This is a genomic window from Mycobacterium appelbergii (genome assembly GCF_032883035.1).
GTDB lineage: Bacteria > Actinomycetota > Actinomycetes > Mycobacteriales > Mycobacteriaceae > Mycobacterium > Mycobacterium appelbergii.
The window spans coordinates 232,835-259,188 of the sequence record NZ_JAMQTH010000006.1 but is presented as its reverse complement, the minus strand read 5'-3'; the positions used below and the strand labels follow the sequence as shown (position 1 = coordinate 259,188).

Genomic DNA, 26,354 nt, shown 5'->3' with positions numbered 1-26,354 from the left:
GGCACCATACCCGCATGGCCCTGCAACCGGTGAACCGTCGGTCCGTCCCCGAAGACGTCTTCACCCAGATCGTCAGCGAGGTACTCAGCGGGGCGATGCAGCCCGGCGAGTCGCTGCCCAGTGAGCGCCGGCTCGCCGAGGTCCTCGGAGTGTCACGACCTGCGGTGCGCGAAGCGATCAAGCGCCTCACCGCGGCAGGGCTGGTCGAGGTGCGTCAGGGCGATGCCACCACGGTGCGTGATTTCCGCAGGCATGCCGGCCTGGACCTGCTGCCCCAGCTGCTCTTCCGCGCGGGTGAACTCGACGTCTCCGTGGTCCGCAGCATCCTGGAAACCCGACTGCACAACGGGCCGAAGATCGCCGAACTGGCTGCGCGACGACGACATCCGGACATCCCGGAGCTCCTGATGGCGTCGGTCGACGCGCTGAGGGCCGAGCCCGATCCCGTAGTGCAGCAACGCCACGCGTTGGCATTCTGGGACCACGTCGTCGACGGAGCCGATTCCATCGCGTTCCGGCTCATGTACAACACCCTGCGCGCCACCTACGAACCCGCGTTGCCCGCATTGGCGACGATGATGGCCGCTGAGGTCGGCCACCCGCAGGCCTACCGCCGGGTGGCCGATGCCATCGCCGCAGGCGACCCGGCAGCAGCGCGCCAGGCTGCCCAGGATCTCTTGGAACCGGCCACCGCCGGCCTGTTGGCCGCCCTTGATGCCCTGGGAGAGCACCGATGACGCGGGGCTTCACTCTTCGGGACGCGGCAGCCGAGTTCGTCCGCCACCCCTCCCCCTGGATGATCGGCGCCACCCTGCTGGTCGCGGTCAGCGCGCGGATTCTCGTCGGGGACTGGCAGCTCACCGACGCGCTCGTGCCGCTGGTGATGCTCGCACTCTTCCCGTTCTTCGAGTGGATCGTCCACGTCTTCATCCTGCATTGGCGCCCAAAGGTTCTGGGCCCGGTGACGATTGACCCGCTGTTGGCCCGTGAACACCGCAGACACCACGTCGACCCCCGCACCGTCGCGCTGATCTTCATCCCCTGGCTTGCGCTGCTGTGGGTGTTGCCGGTCGCGGTCGCGATCGCACTGCTGGCGTTTCCGCGGGTCGGGTTGGGGTTGACCTATCTGTCGTTTCTCACCATGCTCGGCATGGGATACGAGTGGTGCCACTACCTGATCCACAGTGACTACAAGCCCAGAAGCGCTGCATACCGCGCGATCTGGCGAAACCACCGCAGACACCACTACAAGAACGAGCACTACTGGTTCACGGTCACCAGTTCCGGGACTGCAGACCGGGTACTGGGCACCTGCCCGGACCCGGCGACGGTTCCCAGCTCACCAACAGCCAGGGATCTGCACGCGGCGACTACGCCCGAACGATGATCGGATCGCCGATGTTGACGTTGTCGAAGTACCAGGCGGCGTTGTCAGGGCTGAGATTGATGCATCCGTGGCTGACGTTCGAGTATCCCTGCGACCCGACCGACCACGGCGCCGAATGGACGTACACGCCGCCCCACGTCACGCGGACCGCGTCGTTCACGGTGAGCTTGTAGCCCTCAGGGTCGCTCAGCGGAATCCCGATGGTCCGTGAATCCATCACCACCACAGGCTCTTTCCCGAGTGCGCTGAACGTTCCGGTGGGAGTCGGGAACTTGGGCTTGCCCATCGACGCGGGCATTTCACGCATCACCTCGCCGTCGATGCTGACGGTGAAGGTGTGGGCGCTGACATCGGCGACGCCGACCACCTCCGAGCCGGTTTCGAAGCTGGTCTTGGCGCCGCCCGCGCTCACCGAGATCTTCGAGTGGGCCGGCCAGAACTGATCGGGCGTCCACTGCATGACATCGTTGCTGAGCCAACTGAACTTCCCGGTGGGGGTATCCGGGGAGGAGATGCTGAGGCTGCGCTGCGCTGCGGACCGGTCGGCCACCGGCGCCGGGAACGTCACGGTCAACGGATATGCCACACCGACGACAGTGCCTGCCGCGGGCTCGATCGTGGCGGTGCGATCCGACGTGCTGACGGCTGCCGCCGCGACATTAACCGAACCGGAGACGGCGAGCGTGGCGAGTGAGATCACCGCAAACAACTTTCGAACCGGTCTCGTCACGGTCCATGGCCTCGGCGATTGGGCGTTCAGCATTCCTCCAGTGTAGGTCGTCGAAGCAGGTGCCTCCGGGAAGAGACGCGCGGCGGCGACCGGCGTCGGGTTAGGATCAGGTTGAATGGCGCGCATGACGAATCCATCGGCGCGGCGCCTCAAAACGTTTCATCCAGCGTCGTTGCGGGCAAACACAGGGCTGCGGGCCACGGCCATCAAGCCGTAGCCGAGACCGACGAAGACCGTGGCCAGAAGACCCACGTTGGCCGCCACCACCCAGCTGCCCACCGTGCCTGGATCCAGGAAGTAATACGGCACCCGCCGTCGGCCGGTGGTGAGCACCAGCAACGCAAGGCCGATATAGGCGGCCGGATATGTCAGCCAGACAAGTGGTTGCCACCACCGGATACCGCGCTGTGCGCTGCTGACCAACAGCCATTCCGCGGCGGCCAACAGCGGCACCACGACATGCAGCAGGATGTTCGCACCGGTGTATCCCATGCTCATGTCGGTCAGGAGGAGATTCCAGACCACGCCGGCCACCAACACGTAAACGACCACCGCACCACGCAACCCGGCCCGGGCGTCGGCGCGCGGTGAGGCCAGGGTCCACGCATAGAACGCGGCAGCCAGCAGGTTGGCCTGATAGGTGAAGGTGATCAGCCGCCACAGCACCCCCGACCGCGTCGACACCTCGACCAGGACAAGGGCCAGCACCACGGCCGCGACAATTGCCACTCGCAGCGCAACCCGCACCGCAGCAGCACCCACCTGAACGAGATTAGTCGGTGTTACGGCACAGGTGGCGGCGGCAGTTGCTCGGGTGGCGGTGCGGGCACCTCAGGCGCGGGCGGCGGCAACACCTCCGGTGGCGGGGGCAGCTCCGGTGGCGGGGGCAGCTCCGGTGGCGGCGGGACCATACCGACGGCAGGCTGTTGTTCGGACGGATCAGGGCCACCGCGTAACCGGTCACGGAGCCTGGTGAGCAGCGGAGGCTTCTTGGTCGGGCTCGGCGGCAAGACCAACGGCGGCGGCGGGACTGGCGGCGGAACGGCTGCAGGCACAGGCGCGATGGGGAGTTCCGGTGACTCCGGCTCGGCAGGGACCGCCGCCGGTCCCGGATCGGCGACGAACTCGGGGGCCTGTAGTTCGGCAGGCGGTTCGACCGGCACTTCGACGGGGGCGGGCGGTTCGGCGGGCAGGAACGCGGCCGCGGTGCTCGGCGGCGGCACCGGAACTGCCACCGGGGGTGGATGGTTGGCCGCCGCTGGCGTGACCGAAGTACTGGCGGCCGGTTTCGTCGCGCGTGGTCCGGGCTCGCCGCGCGGTATCGTCTGCAGGCTGATCGCCAGCGATACGGACACGACCAACGTCAGCACACCACCGACCAGCATTGCCAGCGGCGCCAACCGGGCAGGTGTCCACGGGTGTCCGGTTTTGACGGCATTGTGGTCAGCAGACATGAAACCGCCGCGGCGCGCCGCGGCCGCCAACGCCGCACCACGCGGCAGGGCCAGTTCAGCTTCGTCGGGGGTGAACACCGGGACCGCCAGTGCGTCCTCCAGTATCGGCATGACGGTGCCCACGTCGCCCGCCGACCCGACCACCACCAGCGCATCCGGACGCCGGTCCGCACGGGAGAACACGCCGTAGAGCCAATCCGCCAGGGCCTCGTCGCTGTCGACGAGATTGGTCAGCGTGGCGTCGACAGCACCGTCTGCGGGCCGGACGATCAGCGCATACACCGTGCCCGGTTCGATGACACACACAGCGGTGGTGTCGAATCCGACGACATCGGCGATTCCGCGGGCCAGCGCCTCGGTGGCCTGAGGCAACCCGATCGGCACCACATTCTCGAATCCGGATGCGGCCAGCGACCTCAGTAGCAGCGAGGCCTCGGTCTCGGTGTCTTCGTCCCACGTGACGCCGATGGAGTGCAACCGAAGCCCGCGGCTCGCGGCGATCTCCTCGGTACACGCAACCGCCCGGTCGCAGGTGTCGTCGGCCCAGGACGGTCCGTGTCCGCGAACTGCGAAGGCCTCGTGCTCGACAGTTGCGCCGTCAGCCGCCCGGCCCTCCACCAGAACGAGTTCCACGGTCGACGGTGTCATCGAGACGCCGATCACCGCGTCCACATGCACCCCCCTCGGAGCTGTGGCCACGAAACGGTGGTCCGCCGGAGCATTGCAACGGACCGGAAAATTGTGGCCGTCGTCCACCTGTTCCGGCTGACCCTACCGTGCCGGATATGACCGGTACAGCCGGCCTCGGGCGTTCCGTATGCGTTGGTGCGCAACGAAATGTGCTGTACCGAAGAACACCGTGGACACAGCGGAGCATCGGTTTGCCGGTCGCCCATGCAGAGCCCCTCGGCAGGCACCGGTGGCGTGTTCTAACCGTCCGCGAGAATCTCCTGCAGCAACGACTGCTCGATATTGCCGCCGGAAACGATGATCGCGGTGGGTCCCGCGGGCGTGGACCCCTTCCGGTAGCCGGCGAGCGCGACCGCCCCGCTGGGCTCGGCCACCAGATGCCCATCATGGGCCAATTCTCTTACCGCCGACCGTATCTCGTCCTCGCTGACGGTGAGCACCCCGTCGAGGACCTGTTGCAGATGCGCAAAGGTGAGCTCGGACGGCGTCGACCGGAGGCCGTCGGCGATAGTCCGGTTGCGTTGGGCCACCGGCCAATCGACGCGATGCCCGCGGGCCAGGCCATCGGTGGTGTCAGCCGCGAGTTCGGGCTCGACACCGAACACCTTGGCCTGCGGACACAGTGCCCGGATCGCGGTACCGATACCCGAGGCCAGGCCGCCGCCGCTGACCGGGACGAGCACTGCGGCCAGATCGGCGAGATCTTCGGCGATCTCCAGGCCGATGGTGCCCTGGCCGGCGATGATGTCCGGGTGGTCGAACGGTGGGATCAGCACACCGCCGGTCTGATCGACGAGTTCGGCTGCGACGGTTTCGCGTTCGCCCGTGCCGCACAGCACGACCTGCGCCCCGTGTCCGCGCGTGGCCTGCACCTTGATCGAGGGTGTTTCCTCGGGCATGACGATGTGGGCGTCGACACCGTAACGGGCCGCGGCGTAGGCGACCGCCTGCGCGTGGTTGCCGCTGGAGTAGGCCACCACTCCCCTTGCCCGTACCGCAGGGTCGAGTCGGCCCAGCGCATTGAATGCGCCCCGGATCTTGAACGCACCGATCGGCTGCAGATTTTCCGGCTTCAACCACAGCGGGCGGTCTGGGTCACCCCATCCGGCCGGCAACAACGGAGTGCGCACGATTGCCGGCGCAATACGCTCTGCTGCGGCACGGATGTCGTCAATGGTCACCAGTCTCACGACGTCCAGTCTTACCAGGCCCGCGACAACCGGCGGGCTCAGGACCTACTGCGCGATGCGACCGGTGCTCAGTCCTTGACCAGGGTGAACTGGCAGACGTCGGTGTACCCGTCGCGGAACAGTTCGGCACACCCGGTCAGATAGCGCATGTACCGGTCGTACATCTCCTCCGATTGCAGCGCGATGGCGTCGTCTCGCCGGGCCTGCAGCGCCGCGGCCCAGATATCGAGTGTCTTGGCATAGTGCGGCCGCAGCGACTGGACCCGCTCGACCCGGAACCCCGCACGTTCGGCGTGCTGCTGAACCTGTGCGACATAAGGCAATTCACCACCGGGGAAAATCTCGTCCATGATGAATTTGAAGAACCGCAGCCGCCGCATGGTGAGCGCAAGACCGCGGGCGGCGAACTCTTCTCCACTGGGCTTGACGATGGAGTGCAACAACATCACACCGTCATCCGGCAACGCCGAATAGGCCATCTGGAAGAAATCGTCGTAACGGTCGGCACCGAAATGCTCGAACGCCCCGATGGACACGATGCGGTCCACCTGCTCGTTGAACTGTTCCCAGCCCTCCAGGAGCACGCGCCGGGACCGGCCGGCGCCCAGGGCGTCAAATGTCTGCTGGACATGTGCCTGCTGGTTGCGGCTCAGCGTCAGACCGACAACATTGACATCGAACCGGTCGATGGCCCGACGCAACGTGGCGCCCCATCCGCAGCCGACATCGAGCAACGTCATACCGGGCTGCAGGCCCAGTTTTCCCAGCGACAGATCGATCTTGGCGAGCTGCGCCTCCTCGAGCGTCATCTCGGGACGCTCGAAGTACGCGCAGCTGTAGGTCTGCGTCGGATCGAGGAAGAGCCGGAAAAACTCGTCGGACAGGTCGTAGTGGGATTGGACGTTCTCGAAACGTGGGATCAGAGCCACAGGATCTGCAGAGTTTTCTGGCATGACGCAGCCTTTAGCAAATAGAAGTCGTTTTACGCTGTGGGTTCCCCGCTGCCGGGAAACCTCCCCCGTCGACGAAGGTGCAGTGCTCGCACCCTACCCGACTCACCTGTGAACATTGAATCCCCCGGTCAGGGCGGGGACAATCGAATTGTCGAGCACGCTCAGATACTGGAGGGGGACGATCATGGGGTACGCCGACAGCCCGGTATTTGACGATGACATACCCGAGGCCGACGCCGTCGAACAGCTCACACCCGTCGATGTTGGCAACGACGACGATGCGGCGCTCACCCCCGTCCGGGTGCGGCTCTCGCCGTACGCTGAAGCCGACGAGGCAGATCTGATCGAACAGGCGATTGTGGTGCCACTCGACGATGACCTGGAGTTTGACCGCTGAACAGGAAGGACGCCGGATGCGGCTGCCCGAAGCGATCGACGGACTGACCACCGATGCCGACCCGTCAAAGGTGTTCGGGGAGCCGTATCAGACCCCGGACGGGGCCACCGTCATCCCGGTGAGCAAGGTGCGATGCAGACCCGGTGACACGCAGCGGGGCATCACCGCCAGACCGGTCGGAATCTTCGTCATCAAGGATGGTGAACCGACCTGGGTTCCCGCGGTGGACACCACCCGAATCGCACTGCTGGGCGAGCTGATCGGGCTCGTGGCGGCCACCCTGGCCACCATTGCTATGGTGCGCCGTCCACCATGGCCGGACGTGCGCGCCGAGCTCTCCCGGCGAATCTGACCACGGCCCAGCCCCCGAGGCAGACCACCAGCAACACCGCCAGGGCCGCCAGCCAGGGCCAGGCGCCGTGCTGGTGAACCCATCCCGCCAGCAGGCCCTGTACCCGGCCTGCCGCGGTGATCACCGGGTCGCTGGGATCACCCGACGGGCCGAACAGTCGGATCTCGTAGCTGCCGTAGTAGCTGACATACGCGCCGACGACGATCAGCAACGCACCACTGATCCTGTTGACGTACGGGATTATTCGTCGCAACCGGTCCTCGCCGACGGTGCCTGCGAGTGCGGCAGCCATCGCCAGCACCCCCACGATGAGAGTGAAACCGGCTGCATACGCCACGAATACGGCAACGCCCTGCACGGACGTATCCGCCCGGAAACCTGCGCCCGTCACCGCGAGGAACGGACCGATCGTGCACGATAGCGACGCCACCGCATATCCAGCGCCGTAGCCCAGCATTGACCCCACCCGTGCCGTGGGTGCCCATCGCGGGTGATCGGCCACCGCGGGGACCAGCAGGCCCAGGTGCCTGCCGGCCAGCAGCCAGCACCCGAGGCCGAACAGCACCAGGCCGATGATCACGGTGGCATACGGCAGATACCGCTGCACGGTGTTGGCAGCCGCTATCGTCAGCGCACTGAACGTGCCGAACACCGCGACGAATCCGGTCGCCATCGCGGCGGTCGCGAGAAGCGCGCGTCCGACCGCGGCGAACCTGCCGGTGTGCCCGGGCCCGCGCACCACCAAAGCCAGGTAGCCGGGCAGCATCGCGAACCCGCACGGATTCAGCGCGGCGACCAGGCCGGCGCCGAACGCCAGACCCATCAGGTCTGTTTCCATGCCCTGGCTCAACTGCTCAGGGCCGCCACCCGGTCGGCCAACTCCTGCTGCGGCATGGCCGAGGTCGGATTGTTGACGAAGCTCGAAGATCCGTCGGCGCGATAGAACACGTAGGCGGGCTGCCACGGCACGTTGTAGCGGGCCCAGATCGAACCGTCGGCGTCATTGAGATTGGTGAAGTTCAAGTGGTATTTGTCGACAAAGCCCTGCATCTCGGCGACATCGGAGCGTGCCGCGACCCCGACGAACGTGACTTGCGGATTGGCCGCGGCCACCTGGCTCACCGACGGCGCCTCGGCGTTGCAGAAGGGGCACCACGGCGTCCAGAACCACAGGACCGCGGGTCGCCCGGCCAGGCTCGCTCCGTTGAACGGGGCACCGGACAGCGTCGTCCCGGTGAATTGGAGCCTGTCGTCGGCCGACGCGATGGGTGGAGCCACCAGTGCCACCGCCACCGCAACCGCGGCCAGCAGACCGGCAACGCGAAAGGTGAACGATTGTCGCGGCCGCGGAATACGCATCCTCATGGCACATCTCCTCTGCTCAGACTGCAGCGTGCGTGGGTGGTCCACACACCCTTGACACGATGGAGTGCGCGGCCTGGTTCACCGGGCCGCCGGCTCAGTTCTGCCGGGGCAACAGTTCGGCGACGAAGCGGTCCAGGAATCCGTCGCGGTCGATGGGACCCGCGGGTCTGATGACGAATTTGGTGAGACCGGCGGCGAGGTAACCGTCGAGCTGCCGGTGCAACGCGGGCCAGTCCGCGGCCACGAGCAGCTCCGGGTCGACGTCGGGCCTGCGGCGTCGCACTGCGGCGACGACGTCATCGGGGAGGCTGCCCGTCCCCACCGCCAGGCTGATACCGAAATGATCGGGCTCGATCGCCCGCCCGGCAGCATCTGCCTCGCGCTCGATCTGCACTCGTGCGCGACCCGCCTCGTCAGGGGTGAGAAAGCTGCCCAGCCAGCCGTCGCCGAATCGGCCGATGCGCGTCAGCGCTGCCGGTGCCGCGCCGCCCAGCCAGATGTCCACCGGCTGAGCCGGCACCGGTTGCACACGGGCCGAGCGGATGGTGAAGAAGTCGCCGGCGAAGGACACCTCTTCCTGACGCAGGACGGATCGCAACACGTGCAGTGACTCGTCGAATACCGCTGCGCGGCGGCCGTCGGGGACCACGAACACATCGCGTTCGGTGGGCAGCGCCGAATGCAGGCCGAACACCGGGAGCACTCGCTTGGGCGCCAGCGCGGCCAGCGAAGCGAGCTGTTTGGCTACCAGTACGGGGTGGCGTCCCGGGAGGATCGCCACCGAGGTGCCCACCTTCAACCGGGTGGTCCGGGCCAGCGCGTAGGCCATCCCGACGAACGGATCGACAGCCGGTGTGTACACCAACTCGGAGAACCACACCGAGTCGACGCCCGTGCTCTCGAGGCGATCGATGATGCCGGCCAACTCTGCCGGCGCGGTATCGGCGCCCAGTCCCACACCGAACCGGATCTTCATCGGGTTATCTGCCTCGCGTGCCATACCTACCCCCAACACCACGCGGGCGCATCTTGTGCCCGGCCGGGCGGTGGGCCTGCCGCGAAAGCGGCCGATGCGCCTACGCTGACCTCCATGCACGCGTCAGTAACGGTGCCCATCGTGGCCCCTGCGCAGCGGGTCTGGGATCTGGTCTCCGACGTCCGCAATACCGGCCGCTTCTCACCCGAAGTGATGGAAGCCGAATGGCTCGACGGCGCCACCGGAGCGGCCCTGGGCGCCCGGTTCCGCGGCCATGTCAAGCGCAACGAGATCGGGCCGGTGTACTGGACGACCTGCCGGGTCACCGCCTGCGATCCGGCCGGGAATTCGGTTTCGCCGTGTTGCTGGGAGACAAGCCGATCAACAACTGGCACTACCGCTTTACGCCGGTGGCCGACGGCACCGAGGTCACCGAGTCGTTCCGGCTCTCCGACTCGCTGACGAACCGGCTTTTCTGGCTGGTCGCCGGCCCCCTGCGTAAACGCCGCAACATCCGCGACATGCGCAAGACGCTCGAACGCATCAAGGCAGTCGCGGAAGCTGACGAGGGTTAGCCGAGGCCGACCCCCAGAATCGGCACCCAGACACCGAACAGCCAGACACCCCACTGGCGGAAACCGTTGTCCCATACGGGGTTCAGGTCATATCCCCAGTAATTTATGCGCGGCGGTAACGGTCCGCCCCGCCACTGCACCGGTGGCGGTGGGCCCCATCCCCACGGCGGTGGCCCGTTACGGTCGTCCCACCAGTCGTGCCGGTTGTTCGCCCACCACGGGCCCTTGTTGTCCCAATGACTGTTGTCCCAATGACCGCGATCATGGCCGCGATCGAAATCGCGTCCCGGTCCCCCGTCGCAGAAGGGGAAGCAATCGTCATCATGCCCATGCCCGGGTTTGAGCGGTGCCGGTGCGATCGGGGTAGCCGAAGCCGATGGCGTACCGAACGCTGTGACGCCGAAACCGAGCGCGCCGACGGTCATCGTCGCTGCCACGAACTTCGTCAGTTTCATCCAAAACCTCCTGATGTGGTGACCCCGGCGCCGGACATCCCCCAATGCACCGGCGCCGCAACGTCTTGCGACTTCACCGCGGCGAGACGTTCACCCCTGTGCCATATCGAATCCATCGCGCCCGGCGTTACCTGACGCGATCAGGCCCGGGCCGGCACTAGCGTGTAGCCGATGCCCGACGTTGCCGCAGAACAACACGTTCGGCCGATACCGCAGTTCGCTACCACGGGGGTGCTGCTGGTCGCCGCCCTGACCGCGATAGCTCATTGTGGCGCAGCGGTATTGAGCGGTGGCTACTGGTTCGACGAGGTGTACATGCTGGCCATTGGCCGTTATCACCTGGACTGGGGGTCCGCCGATCAGCCACCGGTCGCACCGGCACTGGCCGCGGTGCTTGATGCCGTCGCACCAGGATCACCGTTCGCCCTGCGGCTGCCCGCCGTGCTGGCCACCGCGGGCGCGGTGGTGCTCGCCGGATTGATCGCGCGTGAGTTCGGCGGTGAGCGTCGCGCCCAGCTTCTCACCGCTGCAGCGCAGGCCACCATGCTGTGGACGACGCTGGCGGGGCATTGGCTGACCCCGTACACGCTCGAGACCGTGCAGTGGTTGGTCATCATCTGGTTACTGCTGCGCTGGATGCGCCTGCGCGACGACCGACTACTGCTGGCGATCGGCGTGACGGTGGGCATCGCGGCGATGACAAAGTTTCAGGTGGTGCTCCTGTGCGTGGCGTTACTGGTGTGCGCCGCGGTGCTCGGTCCACGCGAACTCCTTCGCCGACCGCTGCTCTGGGCGGGTGCGCTGATCGCCGCGGTGATGACCGCACCGACCGTGCTCTGGCAGCACGCCCACGGCTGGCCGCAGCTGCAGATGACCGCCATCGTCGCGGGCGAAGCCGACGCGCTCTATGGCGGGCGTCCCGGAATAGCCGTCCAGTTGATCCTGTACGCAGGCGTCCTCGGCGTGGCGCTCGGCGCCTACGGCGCGTGGAAACTGCTGCGTCTCGAGCAGCTGCGGGAATACCGGTTCCTTCTGGCCGCGGGGGCACTGCTGTATCTGCTGTTCGTCCTCGCCCCGGGACGGCCGTACTACCTGGCCGGACTCTACGCACCGTTCGCCGCCGCGGGCGCGTACGGCTTGCAGCGCAGACGTGAACAAGGTGCCCGCAGCCGTCGATGGCCGCTGTGGTCGGCCGTGCTTCTGGCCGTGGCATCAGCGGTGGCAGTGTTGACGGTGTCGGTGCAGATCACCCGCTCCGACATCGGCGAGCAGATCGCCCGTGACACCGCCGCGGCCTACCGCGAACTACCGGACGACCGACGCGAACGCACCGCAGTGATGGGCCAGTCCTACATCGTGGCCGCCTACCTCGACGGTTATGCGCCGCGGTACGGCCTGCCCGCCGCCTACAGCCTCAACCGCAGCTACGGCTACTTCGATGCGCCACCCGACTCCATCGACTCAGTGCTCTACGTCGGTCCGCAGCCAGATGCCTTGCGCCCCTATTTCACCGGGGTACGCACCTTGGACGCCATCGGCGACGATATGCACATCTATCTGTTGACCGGCCGGCAGCAACCGTGGCAGTCCATCTGGGCGCAGCGCAGGACGTTGACGGTGTCCTGAATGTGCCCCCGCCGATCGAAATCGCTTCTACCCTGGTACCCGTGGGTATCACGCCGCGGGTGAACGGGGCGGCTCCGCCCCATGTGCCGTTATCGGAGATCGACCTCGGTTCCTGGCAGTTCTGGGGGCTTGACGACGACATCAGGGACGGTGCGTTCGCGACGCTGCGCCAGGAGGCACCGATCTCCTTTCATCCGGCATTCGAGCAGGAGGGGTTCGAACACACCACCGGCCACTGGGCGGTGACCCGCCACGAAGACGTGTTCCACGCCAGTCGACATCCGGAGATCTTCTCGTCTGCCTCGGGCATCACCATCGGAGACCAAACCCCGGAATTGACCGAGTATTTCGGATCGATGATCGCGATGGACGATCCGCGTCACACCCGCCTGCGCAACATCGTGCGCAGCGCGTTCACCCCGCGGGTACTTGCCATGATCGAGGATTCCGTGCGAGACCGGGCCCGCCGACTGGTCACCGACATGGTGGCCCGCAACCCCGACGGCCGCGCTGAACTGGTCGCCGACCTCGCCGGGCCACTGCCCTTGCAGATCATCTGCGACATGATGGGGATCCCGGAATCCGACCATCAGCAGATCTTTCACTGGACCAACGTGATCCTCGGCTTCGGGGATCCGGACCTGACCACCGATTTCGACGAGTTCTTCAACGTCGCCATCGATATCGGCGCGTACGCGACCGCCATGGCCGACGACCGTCGGGCCGGTCCCACCGGCGACCTGACGACGAGTCTGGTGCAGGCAGAGGTGGACGGCGAGCGGCTGACCTCAAGTGAAGTGGCGTCCTTCTTCATCCTGCTGGTGGTGGCGGGAAACGAAACCACTCGCAATGCCATCAGTCACGGCGTGCTGGCGCTGACCCGCTATCCCGAGCAGCGCGACGACTGGTGGTCGCGCTACGACGAGTTGGCCCCCACCGCGGTCGAGGAGATCGTGCGGTGGGCGTCGCCGGTGAGCTACATGCGGCGCACTGTCACCCGCGACACCGAGCTTGGCGGTAGGCCGTTGAGTGCGGGCGACAAGGTCACCCTGTGGTACGGGTCGGCCAACCGGGACGAGTCGAAATTCGACGATCCGTGGCGCTTCGACATCCGCCGTCAGCCGAATCCGCATGTCGGCTTCGGCGGAGGTGGTGCCCACTTCTGCCTCGGCGCCAATCTCGCCCGGCGCGAGATCACCGTGGCTTTCGAGGAATTGCATCGACGGTTACCCGACATCGTCGCCACCGAGGAGCCGGACCGACTCCAGTCGGCGTTCATCCACGGCATCAAACGGTTGCCGGTCGCCTGGACTCCGCGCTAGGCGGTATCGGCTAGTGCTACTTGACGGTGAGGGTGCCGATCATCGCCGGATGGTAGATGCAGTAAAAGGCGTACTCGCCGGGTTCTGAGGGCGCGGTCAGCGTGGCGCGCTGTTTACCGTCGACGTGTACATCGAACTGGCCCTCGGTTCGTGAGGTCACCGAATGCTCGACCTCGTCATTGTTGACGATGGTGATCTCGGTGCCCGGTGCCACCGTCAGCGCCGGACTGAAACCCATGCCCTGGATGGTGAGCGTCGGTGTACCGGGCGCGGGCACACTTGCCGGGCCTGAGGCCGGGGCCGATTCCGTCGCAGTCGCCGGCCCTGAGGTCGCCGTCGCGGGCGCCTCAGAAGTGTTGGATCCGCCGCACGCCGTGCCCACCGCGGCAATCAGACACGCCGCTGCGCAGAACTGTGCAATCCGTTTCATCGCCGTCCCCCTGAATCGTTGTCCTGCCCTGGACACGATTATCGATGCAGCCGGGTTCACCTTGGTCCGATTTCGCCGATGACGACCGCGGCAGCACCCCGCGCGGATTCAGGCACCCAGGACGTCGAGCATCCCGGCGGCCGCCCTGGGCCAGGTGAACTGTTCGGCCCGTCGCCGGGCACTGCTGCGCCGGAACCTCTCCGGTCGGCTCATGACAGAGGCCACTGCGTCCGCGATGGCGCGCGCGTCGTTGTTGGCCGTGGCGCCGCAGTCGGCGGTGAGGATCTCCGCCAGCGCCGAGGTACGAGACACCACCGCCGGAGTCCCGCAGGCCAGGGCCTCCAGTGCGGCCAAACCGAAGGTCTCGTGTGGTCCGGGCGCAAGCGCGACATCGGCAGAGGCCAGGATCGTCGCGACCGTGTCACGGCAACCGACGTAGCCGGTGAACGCGACCGGCAGCCGGGCAGCCTGACGTTCCAGTCGTGCCCGCATCGGCCCCTCACCCACCACCACCAGGCGCGCGTCGAGGCCGGAATCCCGTAACGCGGCAACGGCAGCGATGCTGCGGTGGGCATGTTTCTCCACCGAAAGCCTGCCGCAGTGCACCAGCAGGGTCTGATCCGGAAAGGCCCAGCGCTGCCGCATCCGCTCACAGCGCCGATTGGGGTGGAACAACTCGAGGTCAACGCCCAGTGGCACGGTGGCGACGTTGCTCGCGCCGATACGGTCGAACTCCTCCCGCGCGAACGCCGTCGTGCACACCACCGCGTCGTAGTTGGCCGCGGTGCGACGGTTGGCGGCGTTGGCGACGGCACGAGCCATGCCACGCGGCATGATCTGTGCGACAAGGCGATCCAGCCGTTCATGGGAGATCATCACGGTGGCCACCCCGTGCCTGCGCCCCCAAGGGCCCAGCGAGCGCAGCGTGAGCCGATCAGACACTTCGAGCGCATCGGGAGCCAGGCGGCTCAGTAGCGCGGTCACCGGCCCGGGCAACACCGCACGATAGCCGCCGGTGAACGGGATGAGCTTGGCCGGCAGCGCGATTCGCACCACACCGCTCGGCAGCACGCCCCGTGCCGGGCGCGCGCCCGGCACGATGAGGTACACCTCGTGACCTGCCGCACTGTATTCCGCGCCCAGGCGGTCCACCGCAGTGCGCAGACCTCCCGACCGCGGGCCGTAGAAGTTCGCGACCTGGACAACGCGCATTCCCAGATCAGACTCGGACCGTGTGTGCGGTCAACAACGTGGGCGCAACCGGTACCTGAATACCCGCTGAACACGGGCCGCGGCGTCGGGGTGCACCCGGTGACTCGATGCCGGCCGGTGAATTCAGCCGACGTAGCGGCTGAGCCAGTCCTGCACCCGATGCCACGCATCCGCGGCCGCTGCCGCGTTGTAGCGATCACCGGTGTCGTTGAAGAATGCGTGGTTGGCGTCGGGTTCGGTGACCAGTTCGTGTACCAGGCCGGCCTGCTCCAGCGCGGCCCTGGCAGTGGGTTCGGTCGCGTTCACGCGCTGGTCGAGTGCACCGTAGAAGGCCAGCACCGCCACGTTCTTCGAGCCCGAAAAATCCGGGTTCTCGGGCGCAGGCCCGTAGAACGGTATGGCCGCGGCCAATTGTGGTGTGCCCGCGGCCAACAGCCGCCAGACGAGCCCGCCGCCCATACAGAAACCGACGGCGGCGATCTTCCGGTCAGGCACGCGGCGCTGCACTTCGTCGATGCCCGACTTCAGGTTTGCGACGAGCTCTTCCGGCGGAATCTTGCTCAGAGCAGCAGTCGCTTCTGCGGGGTCGGCGAATGTCGCAGTGCCGCCGTGGCTTGACAACAGGTCGACCGCCAGTGCCGAGTAGCCGGTACCCGCGAAGCGTCCCGTGACCGACCGGACGTAATCGTTGAGGCCCTTGTTCTCATGAATGACAAGCACCCCGCCCCTGGGAGCGCCGGCCTGCGCCCAGGCCCCCTGCAGTTCACCGGCCGGGCCTGCCCACGAGACCGGTGCGGTCGGCAGTCCACGATCGGACCCGGGTGGCGAGCGGGTCGGCTCGGGGGCGGGCACCGCGGATGGTGCGGTGGCGGGCCTGCGGTCACCGCACGCGGCGATCAGCGCCGCGGCCGCCGCCGAACCGACGCCGAGCAGCGCCAGCCTGCGCAGCGCTTCGCGTCGGGACAGCAGCCCGTCGACGTGGTCAGTGGCGATTTCCTCTGCGATGTAGCGCTGCAACGGAGTCACCTCTGTAAGTATGCGCCGATTTGCTGAACCGGCGTGATGTAGCGGTCTGCGGCGCGATACTCAACGAATGACTGGGACACCGGATCCGAACGCGCTGCGGGGCCGGGTCGCCGTCGTCGCCGGCGCGACGCGTGGTGCCGGTCGCGGTATCGCCGCCGGACTGGGCGAAGCCGGGGCAACCGTGATCTGCACCGGACGCAGCAGTGTGGCGGGGAGTCGGGGTTCGGACTACGACCGGCCCGAAACCATCGAGGAAACCGCCGCGCTGGTGACCGCGCTGGGCGGCGTGGGCATCGCTGCTCAGGTCGATCACCTCGACATCGGCCAGGTTCAGGCGCTGGCCGGGCGCCTGGATTCGGAGTACGGACGCATCGACATCCTGGTCAACGACATCTGGGGCGCAGAGGTCCTCAAAGGTGCGCCGGCCACCTGGGGCAGACCGATGTGGCAACACAACCTTGATGACGGCCTGCGGATCCTGCGGCTCGGGATCGACACCCACCTCATCACCGCGCATTGCCTGCTCCCCCTGATGACGACCCGACCCGGCGGCCTTCTCGTCGAAATCACCGACGGGACTACAGAGTTCAATGCCGAGAACTACCGCTTGTCGGTGTTCTACGATCTGGTCAAGAACGCGGTGAACCGGCTGGCTTTCGCCCACGGTCATGAGCTCGCGCTACTCGGCTCGACTGCGGTGGCCGTCACCCCCGGGTGGTTGCGCTCGGAGATGATGCTGGACAACTACGGCGTCACCGAGGCCAACTGGCGCATCGCACTGGACCCCGCCCGCGCCGACGGCTACCCGATGGCTCCCCCGGGATTTTCCGAGTCGGAGACCCCGCGGTTCGTCGGCCGTGGGGTAGCTGCCATCGCCGCCGATGAGGCCAGGTCACGGTGGAATCAACGGTCTGTGAGCTCAAGCGAACTCGCCCGCGAGTACGGCTTCGAAGACCTCGACGGCCGCGTGCCCGATGCATGGGCGCCGATATAACCGCAGCTCACACGGTCGACAGCCCAGCAAGTAGACATTTTCTCAGATCTGTTCACAGATTTCGTTGACACCCGGCAGCGCCGCCTGTTCTATGACGTGGTGACCTTCGACACAATCATTCGCAACGGCCGCTGGTTCGACGGCACCGGTGCCCCGTCAGCGGTGCGGAACATCGGCATTCGCGGCGGACACGTGGTGGCCATCTCCGCGGAGGAACTCGACGACACCGAGTGCGCTCAGATCATCGACGCCACCGGCAAGTGGGTGCTGCCCGGCATGCTGGACATCCACACCCACTACGACGTCGAGGTGCTGGGCGGTCCGGCACTGTCGGAATCGCTGCGCCATGGCGTCACCACGGTGATGCTCGGTTCGTGCTCGTTGTCGACGGTGCATGTCGGCGGCGTGGATGCGGGCGATCTGTTCGGCCGCGTCGAAGCCATCCCGCGCGAACACGTGATCGCCGCGGTCGATGACAACAAGACGTGGAGCAGCTGCGACGAATACGTGGCCGCACTGGAAGCGCTGCCGCTCGGCCCCAACCTGGCCGCGTTCATCGGACACTCCGACATGCGGACCGCTGTCATGGGGCTGGACCGGGCCACCCGCTCCGACCAACGCCCCACCCGGGCCGAGCAGGCCCGCATGGAGCAGATGCTCAAAGAAGCGCTCGACTCTGGATTCGTCGGAATGTCTTCGCAGCAGCTACTTTTCGACAAAATTGACGGTGAAACCTGCCGATCGCGCACATTGCCGTCGACCTATGCGAAGCCGCGTGAGCTACGTCGGCTCAAGTCGCTGCTGCGGCGGGCGGGCCGGGTGCTGCAGTCGGGCCCCGACATTTCCAACCCGCTGAACCTGGGCTCGCAGGTGGCGCAGTCACTAGGGTTCTTCCGCAATCCGCTCAAGACGAGCCTGCTCTCCGCCGCCGACATCAAGGCCAACCCCTACGCCATCCTGATGATGGGCCCGCTCGCCCGTGTCATCAACGCACTCGGCGGCAACTTCCGCTGGCAGCACCTGCCGGTGCCGTTCGAGGTGTACGCCGACGGCATCGACCTCGTGGTGTTCGAGGAGTTCGGCGCCGGGGCTGCGGCCCTGCATCTGCGCGACGAAGTGGAGCGCAACGAGCTGTTGCGCGACGAGGACTACCGGCGCAGATTCCGCAAGGACTATGAGAACAGGTTCGGGGTGCGGGTCTGGCACCGCGACTTTTTCGACGCCGAGATCGTCGGATGCCCGGATAGGTCGGTGATCGGCAAGACCTTCGGACAGGTGGGCACAGACCGTGGCGTGCACCCCGTCGACGCCTTCCTCGATCTCGTGCTCGAACACGGCACTGCGCTGCGTTGGCGCACCACGATCTCCAACCACCGCCCTGAAGTGCTCAAGAAGCTGGCCCGCGATCCGGGCATCCAGATGGGTTTCTCCGATGCAGGCGCGCATCTGCGCAACATGGCCTTCTACAACATGGGGTTGCGGCTGTTGCGGCATGTCCGCGACGCCGAGCAGGCCGGTCGGCCGTTCCTGCCGGTGGAGCAGGCGGTACACCGGCTCACCGGCGAACTCGCCGACTGGTACCGGATCGACGCGGGACACCTACGCGTCGGGGACCGCGCCGATGTGGTGGTCATCGACCCGGCACGGCTCGACAGTTCGCTCGACGAGTACGCCGAAGACACCGTCGAGCAGTACGGCGGCCTGTCCCGGATGGTGAATCGCAACGACCAGACGGTCAACGCGGTACTTGTCGGCGGCCGCACGGTCTTCCGCGACGGCGCGCTCACCGATCTGGTCGGCGCCCACCGGACCGGCCGGTTCCTGCGTGCCGCACATCGCTCCCCCGCCCCGCACACCGACGGAGCCGAGCTCGCCCATGTCCGTTGAGGCGACCGTGCTCGGTCTGTGGCGGGCCCTGTCCGCCCGCGATTGGGAACTGCTCAAGAGTTACCTCTCCGAAGACTGCATCTATCTCGACATGCCGGTAGGGCCGACGGCGGCAGCGAAGGGACCCGAGGACATCGTCAAACGGCTCAAGATCGGCCTGGAGCCGTTGGCGTCCTATGAGAACTTCTCGGGTCTGCTGCTGGAGAACGGTTGTGACGCGATGTACGAGCACCACGAGGAATGGCATTGGGACACCGGGGAATCCGCGGTGCTCAAGTTTGTCAGCGTGCACCGGGTCGAGGGCGACAAGGTGACCCTGTGGAAGGACTACTGGGACATGGGCGCACTGGCCAACCATGCGCCGCCGACCTGGATGTCGGACTTCGCCACCGCAGACATGTCGTGGGTGTTCGACGCGACCGGGCTGGTGTGAATCGCGCTCCGTCAGTCAGTTCCCCAGACGAGACAGAAGGTGTGCCCGGCCGGGTCGCGGAACACCCGGAACGACGTCTCGCCGACCGCATCGGTGACCCGCGTCGCTCCCGCCGCCAGCACCCGTCGCTCGGCGGCGTCCGGGTCGTCGACGTGGATGTCGAGGTGAAACTGCTGCGACCCGGCGGGATCGGGGAACTTCGGCGGTTGGTGCTGCGGGGAATGCTGGAAGGCCAACCGCCTGCCCCCCGGGTCTGTCAGCACCACCCAGGTGTCGTCCTCGGCGGCCACCTCGCCTCCGAGAAGCTCGGCGTAGAACGCGGCCAGCGAGTGCGGGTCCTTGCAGTCCAGGACAGTGGAACGTAGCTTTCCGATCACGTGGCTCGTATTGCCATTGTGGGCTGGGCCGAAACCCGGCCGGCTAGACGCTCCAGGCCATGCGGAACTTCTCGGTCAGTTCCTCGGGCGGTAGTCCGCCGTAGTTCTCCTGCTCATATCTGCGGACGGCGAGCACCGCGGCGACCGGTTCGTCGCCCAGCACGCCGCGCAGCAATGCCGAGTCATCGAGTGCGGCCAGGGCCTCCGACTGCCGACTGGGTAGCAGCGTGATGTTGTTCGCGTCGCGTTGCGCATCGCTGAGGGTGGCCGGGTCGACCGTGGTCTCCGGAGGAAGTTCGAGTTCCCGCTCGATGCCGTGGTGGGCCAGCCCGAGGATGGTCGCCGTGGCGAGGTAGACGTTGGCCGACGGGTCGATCACCTTGACCTCGACATTGGCGCCATGTGGGTTGCTCGGACCGCCGATGAGGAACCGCACCGCGGCTTCGCGGTTCTCGGTACCCCAGCAGTTGTGCGCGCCCGACCAGTGCCCGGGCTGGATGCGCAGGCCCGACAGCACTGAGCCACAGAGGATGCCCTGGGCGGCAGGGAGCCCGGCGAGCAACCCGGCGATCGCCGACTCCCCCTCCGGCGTCATCCCACGCGCCCCGGCTCCGCCGGAGAACAAGGATAATTCCCCCTTGCTGAGCGAAAAGTGTTGATGCGCCCCCGAACCCACGCTTCCCGCGAACGGCAGCGGGGACAGGCTTGCCCGCATCCCGAACTGTCGGGCGACCCTGGCCACGATGATGCGCATCAGGACCAACTGATCGGCCGCAGTCACCGGCGGTTGCGGAGACAGCGAGACCTCGAACTGATTGGCCCCGTACTCGGGGTGGAACTGTTCGATGGCGACGCCGGAGGCCGTCGCCGCGTTGGTGACGCCGCGGACGAACTCTTCGAACTCCAGCAGGCCGGCCAGCCCGTACTGGGACCACAGCAAGGACGGCAGCCGGCTGCCGTCGGGGCCGACGAGGAAGAACTCCATCTCATGGCCGACCAGCGCGGTGATCTCCGCGGTGGCCAGACGGTCCTGCACCCGCTGCAGCACACCGCGGCCGCAGTAAGGGTCAGGTGTCCCGTCCTGGCCGAAGAAACCGCCGGGCGCCCACGCCAGTCCGTCCCCCAGGATGTGCAATGCGCCGAGGTCGATACGGATCCGCTGGTCACCCACCACGCTGATGGCGTCGCTGAAGACGATGCCGGTCTGGTCGATGGTGAACGCGTGGAAGACCGGGCTGGCTCCCAGGCCGGGGTCGGCGAAGATGCCCATCCGGCGCAGCGGAACCGTTTTCGCGTGGATCAGGCCGGCGGGGTTGACCACCGTGCCGATCAGCGTCGCGACCCCGTCGGATTCGAGCTGTGCGATGGCCGCAGCGGCCAGCGGTTTGGCAGCGTGGGAGTTCACAGTCCCCATTCTGCGCCGCAGCGGCGCTGCCTAGAGCGTGATCTTGCAGCTTTGCCCGATGTCCAAAGTCCGCAGCATCCGGCCCATTCCGAGCCACATCGCACAGGACAGCGCCAGGTCGGTCAGCAGCTCGGGGGTGAAATGCGCACCGGCCCGCTCCCAGAAGTCCTCGTCGTCGCGGAGTTCGGTGTGCCCGGTGGCGAAGCGGTGGGCGAACTCGGCGGCCACCCGTTCGGCCGGACTGTAGCCGGGCCAGGTCTGCCATTGCGCGGCGTGCTCGTAGAGCTCCTCATCGACTCCTGCGGCCTGGCCTTCGCCGTCGCGGGTGTTCTGGCACACCGTGCATTCGTTGGCCAGCGCGATCACCATGCGCGCCAGCTCACGCACCCGCATCGGCAATCTGCCCTTGGTGTACACCGCGTTGGTGAAGTTGGCCATGGCGGTACCGATGTCGGGTGATGCGAGAATCCAGCCTGCGACGTCGTCGTCGGGAAAATCTCCAATGCGGCTCATGGCGGAATGCTACCGCCCGCACCCCCAAATCTGGAACAGGTTCTAGTTGTTTCCTGCGGCTTTGGCTCCGGCGAGTTCGGCCCGGTCGTCACCCCAGTCACGTTGCAGAAGCGACCGGTGGGCGATGCGCTCCAATGCGGCCTCCACCTGAGCGCGGTCGGGACGGATGTTGTACGACGGTGAGGTCGCGAGTTTGTCACTGATCCGCCGGACCAGCGCGGCCGACACCGCGTCGACCTGACGTGATCCCCGCTGGGTCAACCACAACTCGTCCTCGGTGCGCAGTGCGTAGCCTTCGACGATCAGGCTGGTGAACGTCGGCTCCAGCAGCTCGTGTGGAACTCGTAGCCGCTCGGCGATCTCGGCAAGTCGTGCCGAGCCGAAAACCTGTCGCTGGCGGTAGATCTGCAGCAACGCCCACAATCGGACCACGTCCAATTCGCAGCCCGGCTTGCCTGCGACGGACCGGAGCCGGATCTCCGGAGAGTTGCGCATCAGGTGGCTGATCGCCGTCTCCAGCACGTCCTCGGCAGACTCCGAGCTCGGCATGCCGAATCCTTCACCGAGGTCGGCAGCCATCGCGGCGTCCAGCTCCTGCAGCGGGACCTCCTTGAGGAACAACGCAACGATGAAGCCGAGCAGAGCGACCGGCGCGGCGCACAGGAACACCAGGTCCAGCGCATCGGCGTAGGCGTTCACGATCGGCGCGGCAGCCTCCTGGGACAACTCGTGCAGCGCCTTGGGCGAATCGCCCGCGACGGCGGGCGCCCCACTGGATGCCAGCGCGCCGGGCAGCCGCTCGGACAGGAAGGTGGCGAACAGCGAGCCGAAGATGGCGGCACCGAAAGAACTGCCGATGGTCCGGAAGAACGTCACGCCGGATGTCGCAACGCCCAGATCGGCGAAGTTCGAGGTGTTCTGCACGATGAGGACGAGCACCTGCATGCACATGCCGATACCGGCACCCAGGATGAACAGGTACAGCGCCTGCAGCGGGATCGGCGTTGCCGCGTTCATCCGCGACAACAGCACGAAGCCGACCAGCATGATCGCGGTACCGGCGATCGGATAGATCTTGTAGCGGCCGGTGCGGCCCACCAGGGTGCCGCTGACGGTTGAGGTGATCAGCAGCCCGATCACCATCGGCATGGTCCGCAACCCGGATTCGGAAGCCGAAACGCCTCCCACGAACTGCATGAAGGTGGGCATGAAGGTCAACGCACCCAGCATCGCGAAGCCGACGACCAGCGACAGCACGCAACACACGGTGAACACCGGATTCCGGAACAGCCGCATCGGCAAGATGGGTTCAGCTGCCCGCAATTCCACCCGGACGAACATGGCCAGCGCCAGGATCGACGCGATCACCAGTCCGATGATGAGGGGTGACGTCCACGCCAGATCCCCGCCCATGCTGGTGGCCAGGGTGAGCCCGGACGCCCCGATGCCGACCCAGAAGATTCCGGCGTAATCGATCACCGGGCGGGTCGGACGGGAAGCCAGCGCCGGGATCGTGGCGGCAGCGACCAGGAGGACCACGACGCCGACCGGGATGCTGATCCAGAAGGCCCAGCGCCAGCCGAGATGATCCGTGACGAACCCGCCCAGCAGCGGGCCGGCCACGGTGGTGACGCCGAACACGGCCCCGAGCGCACCCTGGTAGCGCCCGCGGTCCCGCAGCGGGATGACCTCACCGATCAGAGCCGTCGAGGTCACCATGATCGCGCCGCCGCCGATCCCCTGTAGCGCCCGCGACGCCACCAACATGGCCATCGATCCCGACAGACCACTGAGCACCGAGCCGACGAGGAAGCACACGACCGCGCTCTGGTATACCGCTTTCCGCCCGAAGATGTCACCGACCTTCCCGACGACCGCGGTGACCACGGTCGAGGCGAGCAGATAACTGGTCACCACCCACGACTGGTGGCCCGCACCACCGAGGTCTGCGACGACCGTGGGCAGTGCGGTGGCGACGATGGTCTGATTCAGCGAGGCCAGGAGCATGCCGAGCAGAACTGCGAGGAACACCAGGTTGCGCTTGCGCACGCTCAGCAGCACCCCGCCCGATTGCTCCTCAGCGGTCGTTGGTGGCCTCGTCATGACGTCCTTTCTCAGGCTGCCGGTTCAGGACCAATATCGTTAGGCAGACTATGAAAGTTACAGCACAACCGAAACTGCCCCGGGGAACCGGCGGAGGCCGGCCACCCGGGGCAGCTGAGATCTGACCGCGCAAGCGCTACTTGGGCGGGCGGGAAACACACTGCGCGGCATACAACGCCTCGCCGAGCTTGTCCATCAACTCCAACTGTGTCTCGAGGTAGTCGATGTGGCCCTCCTCGTCGCCCAGGATCGTCTCAAGCAGGTTCGCGCTGACGGCATCCTGTTTTTCCCGGCACATGATGATGCCGGGTTTCAGTCGGGCGACAACCTCGTATTCGATCGCTAGGTCGGCGTCGAATTGTTCACGCAACGTCTGTCCGACGCGCAGGGAAAAAAGCCTCTGGTAATTCGGCAACCCGTCCAAAAGTAGAATTCGGTCGGTAATTGCCTCGGCATGCCGCATCTCTTCAAAAGATTCGGAACGAGTGTGTTCGGCCAGTTCGGTAAATCCCCAGTTGTCCTGCATTTTAGAATGAAGGAAATACTGGTTAATGGCCGTGAGTTCGCTCGTCAATTGCTCATTGAGCAATTTGAGAACGTCCGGGTCGCCTTGCATCGTCACTCCTGGGCACCTTGAGGGCTGATCAAGTATTGCTGTTTGCCGTGCACACCCAATGTAGTGCAGAAAGGCCGCTATGGCGCAATAGTTTCGGCCGATCGCCGCGTATTCACGGAGTGTTGCCGGACCGCGGGAGCGCTACTCACCGACCCGTGGCCACGTAGACTGGACTGCCTGTCCTAACTAAGGTTAGACTGCGCTAACCCATCGATGAGTGGACATGAAAGGCAGGAAGTAATGGGTGAGTACGATTTGCACTCGCTCATTCTTTCATGCGATTTCCAGGTCGATGATGTCGAACAGATGTGGAAATGGATGAAGAAACATCGTTCGGGGTTGATGTCGATTGGCGCGCACCACGTGGTGCTTTATCGCTCGATATGGGAACCTCGCCGGGTCCTGGTGACGATCGGCATCCGGCATCCACGTTCTATTCGCGATGTTTTGCGGTCCCCGGCGATCTTCGAATGGTTCGACATATCAGGCGTGGAGGACATTCCGCCGATCTTCGGTGGCGAGGTCGTGGAGAAGATCGACCTGACCGAGCCGTCGCCCGAGGATTATGTCGCCGGGGTGATCGTGGGCGCCATCGCCACTGTCGATGATGTCCCCACCCTGATGCGCAAGGTGCACGACGGACTCGCCCGATTCGAGACCAGCGGAATCCGCAAAGTGTGGGTGTACCAGGCGCTCGACGACGGCCAGGAAGTGATGATCCTGCAGGAGGTCGAGGACGAGGTCAGCGCACGGCGATGGATCGATCACCCCGACGCGGCCGCGGAATGGATGACCAACGCCGGCTTCGGTGCCTACCCGAGCCTCTTCGTCGGCAAGTTGGCCCACATCATGACCGTGGGCGAGGCCGAAGGGCCGGAGGGCTGATGTTCGTCTGCCTGTGCACCGGAACCACCAGCCAAGCCGTCAACGACATCGTTGCGTCGGGGGCCAGCACCTCCAAGGAGGTCGCCGACGTGTGCGGTGCCGGCGGGGACTGTGGCCGGTGCCGGCGCACGATCCGCGCGATAATCGCCGCCCACCAGGCACATCCGGTCGGCGGCTGTCCCACGCCGTTCAACGGGTGCCCGTCCCGGGCGAGGAGTTAGCCGCCCGCCCCCAGGTTCCGGTTTCAGCCCTTGCGGTCGGTGAAGGCCGCCAGGGCATCGGCATTGGCGGCCGTGCCCACCAGCTCGACGAACAACGCCTTCTCGCGTTCGGTAGCCGCCACGATCTCGTCGCGAATGGGTGCGACCATCGTCTTCTTCACCGCCTGCAGGCTCGAAATGGGCTTGGCGGCAAGAATTTCCGCATGCCGACGGGTCTCGGCGAGCAGATCGTCGGGTTCACAGACCTTCCACACCAGCCCCATCTCACGGGCCTCCTGTGCGCCGACCCACTCCGAGGACATCAGCAGCCAGGCGGCGTTCTGCCTGCCGACCAACCGCGGCAGCAGATACGACGAGGCAGCCTCGGGCGCCACGCCGAGGCTGGTGAACGGGCACTTCAGCCGCGCGGTCGTGGACATGAACGCCAGGTCCGCGAATCCCAGGATGGTGGCTCCGATGCCCACCCCGACCCCGTTCACCGCGCAGATCAGCGGCTTAGGAAATGCTGTCAGTTCCTCGATCATCCCGTAGAAGCCGTGCTCACCGGGCGTGAAATCGGGATTGGTGATCCGGGCCTGCATCTCGACGAGGTCGTTGCCCGCGCTGAACGCCCGGCCCGCCCCCGTCAGTACGACAACGGCCACCTCGGGATCCTCGGCGGCGGCATGCAACGCCACGGTCGTCTCGTCGTAGAGGGCCTCGTTGAAGGCATTGAGTGCCTCCGGCCGGTTGAAGGTGAGCGTGCGTACCCGGTTGGCGTCCGCGATCTGGAGCGTCATC

The 26,354-nt window shown here is 66.3% G+C and carries 29 protein-coding genes and 1 pseudogene; 12 read left to right on the top strand and 18 right to left on the bottom strand.

The window, feature by feature from the left end:
- The first annotated feature begins 14 nt into the window (after nucleotides 1-14).
- Both M1247_RS15690 and M1247_RS15685 read left to right on the top strand, forming a co-directional pair.
- Nucleotides 15-737, top strand: coding sequence for a FadR/GntR family transcriptional regulator (locus tag M1247_RS15690; protein ID WP_317157267.1), 723 nt, complete (start codon nucleotides 15-17; stop codon nucleotides 735-737).
- Complete coding sequence (locus tag M1247_RS15685; protein ID WP_317157266.1) at nucleotides 734-1,387, top strand: sterol desaturase family protein; 654 nt, start codon at nucleotides 734-736, stop codon at nucleotides 1,385-1,387. The genes M1247_RS15690 and M1247_RS15685 overlap by 4 nt, the downstream gene beginning before the upstream one ends.
- On the opposite strand, the gene M1247_RS15680 is transcribed toward M1247_RS15685, so the two are convergent.
- The 5 genes from M1247_RS15680 to M1247_RS15660 all read right to left on the bottom strand — a co-directional run bounded on the left by M1247_RS15680 (nucleotide 1,371) and on the right by M1247_RS15660 (nucleotide 6,404).
- Nucleotides 1,371-2,150, bottom strand: coding sequence for a L,D-transpeptidase (locus tag M1247_RS15680; protein WP_317157265.1), 780 nt, complete (start codon nucleotides 2,148-2,150; stop codon nucleotides 1,371-1,373). The genes M1247_RS15685 and M1247_RS15680 overlap by 17 nt on opposite strands.
- Nucleotides 2,151-2,276: 126 nt before the next feature.
- On the bottom strand, nucleotides 2,277-2,879 hold the full coding sequence (locus tag M1247_RS15675) for a Pr6Pr family membrane protein (RefSeq protein WP_317157264.1): 603 nt from the start codon (nucleotides 2,877-2,879) through the stop codon (nucleotides 2,277-2,279).
- Between the two features lie 20 nt (nucleotides 2,880-2,899).
- Nucleotides 2,900-4,243: a DUF7159 family protein gene (locus M1247_RS15670; protein ID WP_317157263.1), complete on the bottom strand. Its 1,344-nt coding sequence runs from the start codon at nucleotides 4,241-4,243 to the stop codon at nucleotides 2,900-2,902.
- A gap of 257 nt (nucleotides 4,244-4,500) precedes the next feature.
- Nucleotides 4,501-5,451, bottom strand: a complete 951-nt coding sequence (locus tag M1247_RS15665) for a threonine ammonia-lyase (protein ID WP_317157262.1) — start codon at nucleotides 5,449-5,451, stop codon at nucleotides 4,501-4,503.
- Nucleotides 5,452-5,519: 68 nt separating this feature from the next.
- The gene (locus M1247_RS15660; RefSeq protein ID WP_317157261.1) at nucleotides 5,520-6,404 is read right to left on the bottom strand and encodes a cyclopropane mycolic acid synthase family methyltransferase; all 885 of its coding nucleotides are present in this window, start codon (nucleotides 6,402-6,404) and stop codon (nucleotides 5,520-5,522) included.
- Nucleotides 6,405-6,588: 184 nt separating this feature from the next.
- Here M1247_RS15660 and M1247_RS15655 point away from each other — a divergent pair, with 184 nt between their 5' ends.
- Together M1247_RS15655 and M1247_RS15650 are read left to right on the top strand one after the other, a co-directional pair.
- The gene (locus M1247_RS15655) at nucleotides 6,589-6,801 is read left to right on the top strand and encodes an Rv3202a family protein (RefSeq protein WP_317157260.1); all 213 of its coding nucleotides are present in this window, start codon (nucleotides 6,589-6,591) and stop codon (nucleotides 6,799-6,801) included.
- A 16-nt stretch (nucleotides 6,802-6,817) separates the two neighbouring features.
- Entirely contained in the window at nucleotides 6,818-7,153 is a 336-nt protein-coding gene (locus M1247_RS15650) for a hypothetical protein (RefSeq protein ID WP_317157466.1), read from the top strand.
- Here M1247_RS15650 and M1247_RS15645 read toward each other — a convergent pair.
- The 3 genes from M1247_RS15645 to M1247_RS15635 form a co-directional block, all read right to left on the bottom strand.
- Nucleotides 7,095-7,991, bottom strand: a complete 897-nt coding sequence (locus tag M1247_RS15645) for a cytochrome c biogenesis CcdA family protein (RefSeq protein WP_317157259.1) — start codon at nucleotides 7,989-7,991, stop codon at nucleotides 7,095-7,097. The genes M1247_RS15650 and M1247_RS15645 overlap by 59 nt on opposite strands.
- An 8-nt stretch (nucleotides 7,992-7,999) precedes the next feature.
- Complete coding sequence (locus M1247_RS15640) at nucleotides 8,000-8,518, bottom strand: protein disulfide oxidoreductase (protein WP_317157258.1); 519 nt, start codon at nucleotides 8,516-8,518, stop codon at nucleotides 8,000-8,002.
- A gap of 94 nt (nucleotides 8,519-8,612) precedes the next feature.
- Nucleotides 8,613-9,494 (bottom strand): TIGR03854 family LLM class F420-dependent oxidoreductase, encoded by an 882-nt coding sequence (locus M1247_RS15635; protein WP_317157465.1) that lies wholly within the window; start codon nucleotides 9,492-9,494, stop codon nucleotides 8,613-8,615.
- Between the two features lie 114 nt (nucleotides 9,495-9,608).
- Between M1247_RS15635 and M1247_RS15630 the strand changes: the two are divergent.
- A pseudogene (locus tag M1247_RS15630) lies at nucleotides 9,609-10,069 on the top strand (SRPBCC family protein).
- Here M1247_RS15630 and M1247_RS15625 read toward each other — a convergent pair.
- Nucleotides 10,066-10,524, bottom strand: coding sequence for a hypothetical protein (locus M1247_RS15625; protein ID WP_317157257.1), 459 nt, complete (start codon nucleotides 10,522-10,524; stop codon nucleotides 10,066-10,068). The pseudogene M1247_RS15630 and the gene M1247_RS15625 overlap by 4 nt on opposite strands.
- A gap of 171 nt (nucleotides 10,525-10,695) precedes the next feature.
- On the opposite strand from M1247_RS15625, the gene M1247_RS15620 reads away from it, so the two are divergent.
- Both M1247_RS15620 and M1247_RS15615 read left to right on the top strand, forming a co-directional pair.
- On the top strand, nucleotides 10,696-12,150 hold the full coding sequence (locus M1247_RS15620) for an ArnT family glycosyltransferase (RefSeq protein ID WP_317157256.1): 1,455 nt from the start codon (nucleotides 10,696-10,698) through the stop codon (nucleotides 12,148-12,150).
- 41 nt (nucleotides 12,151-12,191) lie between these two features.
- Nucleotides 12,192-13,472 carry a cytochrome P450 gene (locus tag M1247_RS15615; RefSeq protein ID WP_317157255.1) on the top strand — a complete coding sequence of 427 codons (1,281 nt, stop codon included), beginning with the start codon at nucleotides 12,192-12,194 and terminating at the stop codon, nucleotides 13,470-13,472.
- Between the two features lie 16 nt (nucleotides 13,473-13,488).
- Here M1247_RS15615 and M1247_RS15610 read toward each other — a convergent pair whose 3' ends face one another.
- From M1247_RS15610 to M1247_RS15600, 3 genes are all read right to left on the bottom strand, one after another.
- A complete protein-coding gene (locus M1247_RS15610) occupies nucleotides 13,489-13,902 on the bottom strand; it encodes a cupredoxin domain-containing protein (RefSeq protein WP_317157254.1) in 414 nt (137 codons plus the stop codon).
- 108 nt (nucleotides 13,903-14,010) lie between these two features.
- Nucleotides 14,011-15,114 carry a glycosyltransferase gene (locus M1247_RS15605; protein WP_317157253.1) on the bottom strand — a complete coding sequence of 368 codons (1,104 nt, stop codon included), beginning with the start codon at nucleotides 15,112-15,114 and terminating at the stop codon, nucleotides 14,011-14,013.
- Nucleotides 15,115-15,237: 123 nt separating this feature from the next.
- Entirely contained in the window at nucleotides 15,238-16,140 is a 903-nt protein-coding gene (locus M1247_RS15600; protein WP_317157252.1) for a dienelactone hydrolase family protein, read from the bottom strand.
- A gap of 67 nt (nucleotides 16,141-16,207) precedes the next feature.
- Here M1247_RS15600 and M1247_RS15595 point away from each other — a divergent pair, with 67 nt between their 5' ends.
- The 3 genes from M1247_RS15595 to M1247_RS15585 all read left to right on the top strand — a co-directional run bounded on the left by M1247_RS15595 (nucleotide 16,208) and on the right by M1247_RS15585 (nucleotide 19,454).
- Nucleotides 16,208-17,134: an SDR family oxidoreductase gene (locus tag M1247_RS15595; RefSeq protein ID WP_317157251.1), complete on the top strand. Its 927-nt coding sequence runs from the start codon at nucleotides 16,208-16,210 to the stop codon at nucleotides 17,132-17,134.
- Nucleotides 17,135-17,233: 99 nt separating this feature from the next.
- Complete coding sequence (locus M1247_RS15590; protein WP_317157250.1) at nucleotides 17,234-19,021, top strand: N-acyl-D-amino-acid deacylase family protein; 1,788 nt, start codon at nucleotides 17,234-17,236, stop codon at nucleotides 19,019-19,021.
- Nucleotides 19,011-19,454 (top strand): nuclear transport factor 2 family protein, encoded by a 444-nt coding sequence (locus M1247_RS15585; RefSeq protein ID WP_317157249.1) that lies wholly within the window; start codon nucleotides 19,011-19,013, stop codon nucleotides 19,452-19,454. Before M1247_RS15590 ends, M1247_RS15585 begins: the two co-directional genes overlap by 11 nt.
- An 11-nt stretch (nucleotides 19,455-19,465) precedes the next feature.
- On the opposite strand, the gene M1247_RS15580 is transcribed toward M1247_RS15585, so the two are convergent.
- The 5 genes from M1247_RS15580 to bfr all read right to left on the bottom strand — a co-directional run bounded on the left by M1247_RS15580 (nucleotide 19,466) and on the right by bfr (nucleotide 24,468).
- The gene (locus tag M1247_RS15580; protein ID WP_317157248.1) at nucleotides 19,466-19,831 is read right to left on the bottom strand and encodes a VOC family protein; all 366 of its coding nucleotides are present in this window, start codon (nucleotides 19,829-19,831) and stop codon (nucleotides 19,466-19,468) included.
- Between the two features lie 43 nt (nucleotides 19,832-19,874).
- Nucleotides 19,875-21,245 (bottom strand): type I glutamate--ammonia ligase, encoded by a 1,371-nt coding sequence (locus tag M1247_RS15575; protein ID WP_410506876.1) that lies wholly within the window; start codon nucleotides 21,243-21,245, stop codon nucleotides 19,875-19,877.
- A 21-nt stretch (nucleotides 21,246-21,266) separates the two neighbouring features.
- Nucleotides 21,267-21,749 carry a carboxymuconolactone decarboxylase family protein gene (locus M1247_RS15570; RefSeq protein WP_317157246.1) on the bottom strand — a complete coding sequence of 161 codons (483 nt, stop codon included), beginning with the start codon at nucleotides 21,747-21,749 and terminating at the stop codon, nucleotides 21,267-21,269.
- A 42-nt stretch (nucleotides 21,750-21,791) separates the two neighbouring features.
- Complete coding sequence (locus M1247_RS15565; protein WP_317157245.1) at nucleotides 21,792-23,852, bottom strand: MDR family MFS transporter; 2,061 nt, start codon at nucleotides 23,850-23,852, stop codon at nucleotides 21,792-21,794.
- A gap of 136 nt (nucleotides 23,853-23,988) precedes the next feature.
- Complete coding sequence (gene bfr / locus M1247_RS15560; RefSeq protein ID WP_317157464.1) at nucleotides 23,989-24,468, bottom strand: bacterioferritin; 480 nt, start codon at nucleotides 24,466-24,468, stop codon at nucleotides 23,989-23,991.
- 240 nt (nucleotides 24,469-24,708) lie between these two features.
- On the opposite strand from bfr, the gene M1247_RS15555 reads away from it, so the two are divergent.
- Nucleotides 24,709-25,353: a fatty-acid--CoA ligase gene (locus tag M1247_RS15555; RefSeq protein ID WP_317157244.1), complete on the top strand. Its 645-nt coding sequence runs from the start codon at nucleotides 24,709-24,711 to the stop codon at nucleotides 25,351-25,353.
- Nucleotides 25,353-25,574 carry a (2Fe-2S)-binding protein gene (locus tag M1247_RS15550; protein ID WP_317157243.1) on the top strand — a complete coding sequence of 74 codons (222 nt, stop codon included), beginning with the start codon at nucleotides 25,353-25,355 and terminating at the stop codon, nucleotides 25,572-25,574. Before M1247_RS15555 ends, M1247_RS15550 begins: the two co-directional genes overlap by 1 nt.
- A 23-nt stretch (nucleotides 25,575-25,597) precedes the next feature.
- Here the strand turns inward: M1247_RS15550 and M1247_RS15545 are convergent, their stop codons facing one another.
- Nucleotides 25,598-26,353 (bottom strand): enoyl-CoA hydratase/isomerase family protein, encoded by a 756-nt coding sequence (locus tag M1247_RS15545; RefSeq protein ID WP_317157242.1) that lies wholly within the window; start codon nucleotides 26,351-26,353, stop codon nucleotides 25,598-25,600.
- Nucleotide 26,354: the final 1 nt, after the last annotated feature.